This window comes from Amazonocrinis nigriterrae CENA67 (assembly GCF_016056305.1).
Lineage (GTDB): Bacteria > Cyanobacteriota > Cyanobacteriia > Cyanobacteriales > Nostocaceae > Amazonocrinis > Amazonocrinis nigriterrae.
The window spans coordinates 1-7,419 of the sequence record NZ_JAECZC010000024.1 but is presented as its reverse complement, the minus strand read 5'-3'; the positions used below and the strand labels follow the sequence as shown (position 1 = coordinate 7,419).

1 protein-coding gene is annotated in these 7,419 nt (G+C 41.3%); it reads right to left on the bottom strand.

Going from position 1 to position 7,419, the window contains the following annotated elements; genetic code table 11:
• Window positions 1–199: 199 nt before the first annotated feature.
• On the bottom strand, window positions 200–7,378 hold the full coding sequence (locus tag I8748_RS14325; protein ID WP_198125256.1) for an amino acid adenylation domain-containing protein: 7,179 nt from the start codon (window positions 7,376–7,378) through the stop codon (window positions 200–202).
• Window positions 7,379–7,419 lie beyond the last annotated feature (41 nt).

The following is a 7,419-nucleotide window of genomic DNA, read 5'->3' as shown; positions in this document are numbered from 1 at the left end:
AATATGGTGGATAGTTTGACGGAAAAGTCAGGAAATTTTGTTGACTGATGACTGATGGCTGATGACAACTGACAACTGACAACTGACAACTGAACCTCTTGCATAAATCTTTTTTTGCCTCACGCAAAGGCGCAAAGACGCTAAGAAAAGAATGCTAAGAACGACTTTTGCAAGAGGTCTACTGACAACTGACCACTGACTACTGACATTCAAATATTTGTACTGCGTCAAGACAGTGTTTTAATTGTGCTGATAAATCTTGAACGTTAGGTTTTGTTAGCATGGTGTAATGATTGCCTGGGACGCTATAAATATCTACAGATTCTGTCGTTAATTTGTTCCAACCAATTTCAGCAGAATGCAAATTATCAAATAATATTTCGCTGGCTTGCAAAAGGGTAATTTGCTGAGAATATAGTTGGGGAACATAATTTTGCAATGCTTGAAGATTGGTTGTGAATACTTCAATTAATGGGTGAATATGCTGCTTGTCAATATCTTCTGGTAGGATACTGTTTAGTTTTGCCTGCTCTAAAATATAGTTTAGTTGCTCATCAAGGGTCAACTGCTGAAAAGCATCATTTGATATTTCCAGATTTTTGCCAAAACGACCTGCTAAATCTATAGCAAAGTAGTTTAACAAGGCAGTTTCATCAATTTTCTCAAGGCTGTTTTGCTCACCATAATTAGGTATTCTACTATCGATTAAAACTAACAGGGCTACTGTTTCGCTTTGCATTTGTAGCTGTTGTGCCATTTCAAAAGCTACAACTCCTCCCATTGACCAACCGCCTAAAAGGTAAGGCCCAGATGGCTGAACGACACGTATGGCTTTGATATATTCATCTGCCATGTCTGCAATTTGAGTTAATGGCTGATGTTGTCCGTCTAAACCTTTGGCTTGTAGTCCATAAAAAGGTTGATCTAAACCCAAATTACGCGCTAATTCAAAGTAGCTGAGGACATTTCCACCAACTGGATGGACGCAAAAGAAAGGTTTTTTAGTACCATGAGGCTGAATTGGCACTAAGGAAGACCAATTATTTAAATCTGGTTGCTGACGGAGAATAGTTGCTAATTGCTCAATTGTCCCTTTTTGAAAGAGGGTAGTTAGGGGTAAACGCTGTCCAAATTGCTTTTGAATTTCAGCCATCAAGCTAACGGCTAAAAGTGAGTGTCCTCCCAGGTCAAAAAAGTTATCTTTGATTCCCACAGATGTAGTTTTGAGAACTTTTTCCCAAATTTGTGTAAGTTGCAGTTCCACAGCATCACGAGGTGCAACAATAGTATTTTCAGCTACAAAAGTAGCTTTTTCGGGTGCGGGTAAAGCTGCAAAATTCACTTTGCCATTTGGTGTAATTGGTATGGTGTCCAAAATGACGAAGATGTTAGGCACCATGTAGTCAGGTAGTTTTGAGTTCAAGAAGCGGCGAAGTTCGCTGTTTGTTGGGACTTGCTGTTGATGAAGGACGATATATGCTACAAGGCGCTTATCGCCTAAAATATCTTCTTTAGCAATTACCACCGCCTGCTGTACCTGCGGATATTGATTCAATACAGCTTCTATCTCTCCTAATTCAATGCGGAAGCCGCGTATTTTTACTTGGTTATCAATGCGACCCAGGTATTCAATATTGCCATTTTTCAAGTAACGGGCTAAATCTCCAGTTTTGTAAAGTCGAGTTTCTTTATTTTCGCCAAAATTATGAGTAATAAATCGCTCAGATGTTAGTTGAGGCTGGTGTAAATAGCCTCTGGCTAAGCCTGCACCACCAATGTACAGTTCACCAGGTACTCCCACGGGAACAGGTTGCAGATGTTCATCTAGGATATAAATTTGTGTGTTGGGTAGGGGACGCCCCAAGGGAAGGAACTGTGTATAATATTCCGTTGCTCTAGATTTTACTGTATAAGTTAGCACGCCTACTGTAGCTTCAGTGGGGCCGTAATGATTGAAAATTTGACAAGTGGGTGCATAACTTTGAATTTGCTCAATTAAATCCCAACTTGTTGCTTCACCACCTAGTATAAGGCGTTGGCGGGGTGCGATCGCTTGCCCTTGAGTTGATGTTAACAACGCAGCAAAGTGCGAAGGAACCATCTTCAGGCAATCGATGGGATACTGTTGGCAATATTCTGCAAAGGCATTGGCATCTGTTGCCCTTTCTTTTGATATGATATGCAAAGTGCCACCGCTACACAAGCAAGGAAATATGGCAGTATTTCCTAAGTCTGCGGCAAAAGTGGAAGCGATCGCAAAGTTACTTCTATCAGTCAGCTGTAGTTTTTCTCGAATGCCATACATATAGTTAAGCAGTTGCCGATGTTCAACGGCTACACCTTTGGGTTTGCCGGTGGAACCGGAAGTGAATATCACATATATTAAGTTGTCGGCTGTCACCTGACTGTGGAGATTATTTTCGCTTTCAGTAGTAATTCTCTCCCAATCTCTATCAAAGTAGATGACTTGCGTTTTATCTTCTAAAACAGAATCAACTAATTCTGTCACCGTCAACAGCACCGACACTTGGGCATCTTCTAACATTGCAAGCAAGCGCTGTTGCGGGTATGCTGGGTCAAGGGGAACATAAGCACCGCCTGCTTTCAAAACAGCCAGTAACCCCAGCACCATCTCTAAGGAACGCTCTACACAAATTCCCACGAGTACTTCTGATTTTACACCTAGCTGCTGCAAGTATTGAGCTAATTGGTTGGCACGGTTGTTCAACTCCCGATAAGTCAGTTGTTTTCCTTCAAACACCACTGCTACAGCATCGGGTGTACGTTCCACTTGTGCTTCAAATAGTTGGTGAATGCATACATCTTGGGGGTACTCTACATTAGTATCATTCCATTCCACTAATAATTGTTGTCGTTCTGCTGCTGTGAGCAAAGGTAATTCACAAACGCGCTGTTCTGGATTTGCTATTATACTTTCTAACAGGGTTGCAAAATGCCCTGTCATGCGAGTAATGGTGGCAGCATCAAACAAATCTGTGTTGTATTCCCAAATTCCTAATAAACCATCTTCAGTGTTTTCCACAGATAAAGTTAAATCAAATTTGGCTGTTTGGCTTTCTGGTTGCAAGGTTGTCAGTCTTAAACCTTCTAACTCCTTAACAGGCATTGGAGTATTTTGCATTACAAACAGCACTTGAAACAGCGGTGTGTAACTTAAATTTCGTTCTGGCTGCAATGCCTCCACCAATAATTCAAAGGGTACATCTTGATGGGCGTAGGCTCCTAAAGTTACTTCCCTGACTCGCTTGAGTAATTCCTCAAAACTGGGGTTGCCTGATAAATCGGTACGTAGGACGAGAGTATTGACAAAAAAACCAATTAATGGTTCGATGTCTGCATGATTGCGGTTAGCGATGGGCGTACCCACCAAAATGTCAGTTTGGTTACTGTAGCGGTAAAGTAGTGTTTGAAAGGCTGCTAACAAGGTCATGAACAGAGTAACCCCTGTCTGCTGACTGAGTAAGGTTAGTTCCTCACTCAAGTTTGCAGGCAGTACAAAGGTATGATGCGCCCCGCGAAAGGTTTTTACAGCAGGTCTTGGGCGGTCAGTTGGTAATGGTAATAAAGGGGGTGCGTCGGCGAGTTGTTTTTGCCAGTAAGCTAGTTGAGGGTCAAGTACATCTTTCTGTAACCATTGCCGTTGCCAAACTGCAAAGTCGGCGTATTGAATGGGTAAAGTTGGTAAGGGTGAGGGGAGTTTTTGACAGAAGGCTTGGTAAAGTGCTGCTAGTTCTTGGGCTATTATTCCTATTGACCAACCGTCGCAAACTATGTGGTGTATTACGAGGAGTAAGATGTGGTCTGTGTCGGATAGTTTTAGTAAGGTAGCGCGGACTAAAGCGTCAGAGGTGAGGTTGAAGGGGCGTTGAATTTCTTGTGTTGCTAGTTGTTGGGCTTGTGGGTGTTGTATTGTGGGATGATTTATCTCACGCAAAGGCGCAAAGTCGCAAAGAGAATAATGCGATCGCACTTCTAAAACTAAGTTCTGGGTGGGGTGAATTATTTGTACTGGTTGACTGTCTATTGTGATGAAGTTGGTGCGTAGGACTTCATGACGCTGAATGATTTCGTTGAGGCTTTGTTCTAAGGCGGTTTGGTTAAGCTGACCTTCCAGGCGTACCATGATGGGAATGTTGTAAAAGGCACTGTCTGGTTGTAGGGCGTTGAGAAACCACAAACGTTGCTGGGCAAAGGATAGGGGGAGATTCTGATTTCTGGCGATCGCAACTAGTGGCGGTATAGATTGTTCTAGTTTATGTGCCGATTCTACGCACTTAGCCAGTCCTGCAATAGTGGGATTTTCAAACAAGCTGCGTAATGGTATTTCCACCGCCCAAGCTGTTCGCACTCGTGATATTACTTGGGTTGCGAGTAAGGAATGTCCGCCTAATTCAAAGAAGTTATCATGGATGCCTATTTGCTCAATTCCTAAGACTTCAGCCCAAATTAAAGCTAGTATTTCTTCTTGGGGTGTACGTGGAGCTATTTTATTATTTTCTCCTGCAATACCTGTTTTTTCTGGCGCTGGTAGTGCTTTTCGGTCAACTTTGCCATTTGCTGATATTGGCAAACCATCCAGCAGCACGAAGTAAGCAGGTATCATATATTCTGGTAGTTTCTGTTTGAGAAATTGCCGCAATTCGTTAATTGATGCTATTTTCTCCAGCAAAACTACATAAGCCACTAGCCGTTTATCGCCAGGAACATCTTCCCTAGCAATAACTGCTGTTTGAAATACAGCGGGATGTTGACTGAGTACCGCTTCAATTTCTCCTAGTTCTATGCGGAAACCGCGAATTTTTAATTGATTATCCAGTCTATCCAGATATTCAATATTACCATCTGTTAAATAGCGTGCCGAATCCCCAGTTTTATACAGACGACTTCCTTCTGCTTCCTGAAACGGGTTAGCAATAAACCGTTCCGCAGTCAATTCTGGGCGGTTGAGATAACCCCGTGCCACACCATCACCACCAATATATAATTCACCTTTGACTCCAATGGGGACAGGTTGTAAATGAGCATCCAAAATATAGAATTGGGTGTTAGGTAGGGGACGACCAACAGGTACAATGCCATCAATGGAAAGATTAAAGAGTGAATCTTCAAATCTAGAGTTAGTGATAGAGCATTCTGTCACACCATAGGAGTTAATTACATGAGTTTCAACATCCGCAAATAGTTGTTGCAGTTCTTGATATTCATGTAGATACCAAATATCAGAACCCACTACAACATATTTGACAAAATCAAGAGATTGCTGACTGAATTTTATATATAGCATTAAGCCCCGTAACAAGGCAGGATTTAAAGCTATGATATCAACTCTTTCTTGATAAATTAATTTATAAAGTTTTTCGATATCTAAAACTATCTCTAAAGGACAAAGAAGTAACTTCGCCCCAGAGGAAAGAGCAACAATTAAATTACCTAAGAAGAAATCGGAGGCAAAACTTGCTAATTGAATGACACAGTTAACTTCAATTTTAAAGCAATGATAAGCATTAGCTAAACCGCTATGGGTGTTCATCACTCCTTTAGGTTTACCTGTGGAACCGGATGTGTAAATTACATAAGCTAGGTTTTCTCCAGTAACTCTACAAACAGGATTTTCTTGACTTTTTTGAGCAATAATATTCCATTGCGAATCTAAACAAACGATTTTAGCTATAGTTTGGGGAATCCTTTCTAATAGCTTTTCTTGAGTCAGCAATACTTCCGGCTGTGCATCATTGAGTAAGAAAGCTTGACGTTCTTGGGGATAGGCAGGATCTAAAGGCACGTATGCGCCACCAGCTTTCATAATTCCCAAAATTCCTACTATCATTTGCAGGGAATAGTCCATGCAAATTCCCACAAGTTTCTCTGGTTCTACGCCTAGAGTTTGTAGGTAATGTGCTAACTGGTTGGCTTGTTGGTTAAGTTCACGGTAGGTAAGTTCTTCATCTCCTAGCACGACTGCTATTGCATCGGGTATTTGTTCTACTTGCGCTTCAAATAATTGATGAATATATACATCTTTGGGATAATCTAAATGAGTGTTATTCCACTCCACTAATAAAAGATGTTGTTCTTCTTTACTCAATAAAGGTAATTGAGAAACATGTTGTGTAGGATTGGCTATAATACTCTCTAATAAAGTTTGAAAATTTCCCGCCATTCTGGCAATGCTGACGCTATCAAAAAGGTCGGTGTTATATTGCCAAATGGCTGAGGGGGAGTCTTCTTTTTCAACTATTGTTAATGTTAAATCGAATCTAGCTGTTTTTTGTTCAATAGGAACAACTTCTAAGTTGAATTGCTGCTGTTCTACTGCAAATAAAACTTGGAAAAGTGGCGAGTAACTAGAGTCTCGCACTGGTTGCAGTCTTTCAACTAAAATTGGAAAGGGAAAATCTTGATGCTCTTGCGCTAGTATCACCTTTTGATGCACTTGAGCAAGAAATTTTGTAAATGTGGTATTGCTAGAAAGCTGCGATCGCAAGACTATATAATTCACAAAGTTGCCGAAAATCTCTGCAAATTCGGCTGGGCGAGTTGTGGGAGAACCTACTACAATGTCTTCTTGAGAAGAATAGCGATACAGCAAGATTTGGAATGCTGCCAACAGAAGGGTATAAAGTGTGACATTTTCACTTTCAGCTAATACTTTTAATTGTTGGCACAGTTGTTTATCCAAATTGAGGATATGCGAAGCACCGCAATAAGTTTGAATTGGCGATCGCGGTTTTCCTAAAAGGTTGAGTAAAGGTAATTCCCCAGACAATTCTTGTTGCCAATATGACCAAATTTTTTCACCTGCTGCACCCACTAACTTGTTATTTTGCCACCGGATATAATCTTGAAATTCTAAATTCAACGGTGTTAGAGATGGTTGCACACCCGCTTTTTGATCTGCATACATTATGCCCAATTCATTGATGAGTAGCTTGAGAGAGAATAAATCAGCTATTAGTTGGTGAGCCACCACCAGTAAAACATGTTCTTGAGGTGATTCAGTAAATAAGATTACTCGAAAGCAGTTTTGCTCTATATTGAAAGGACGGTGAGCTTCTTCAATTAAAGGGGAAGGGGAAGGGGAAGGGGAAGGGGAAGGGGAGGGAGAAGTATGTTCTTGGTGGAAGTCGATTTTTGCTGAGTTGTGGAGTTGGGGAATTAGTTTACCTTCTAAGGTGGTGAAGGTGGTACGCAATAGTGAATGCCGCTTTGCTAATGTGTTAAAAGCGACTTGTAATACCGGAACGTCTAAATCTATTTGTAATTGAATTGCGATCGCAATATTATGAACTGCGCTGGTTGGTATTAGCTGATGTAAAAACCACTGTGCAGCTTGGCTGTAGGAAAGAGATTCAGACATACTTTGCAGGGGAGCAGGGGAGCAGGGGAGCAGGGGAGCAG

Coding starts and splice junctions, on each gene's coding strand:
- I8748_RS14325 (WP_198125256.1), bottom strand. CDS start 7,378: ATGTCTGAATCTCTTTCCTACAGCCAAGCTGCACAGTGGTTTTTACAT.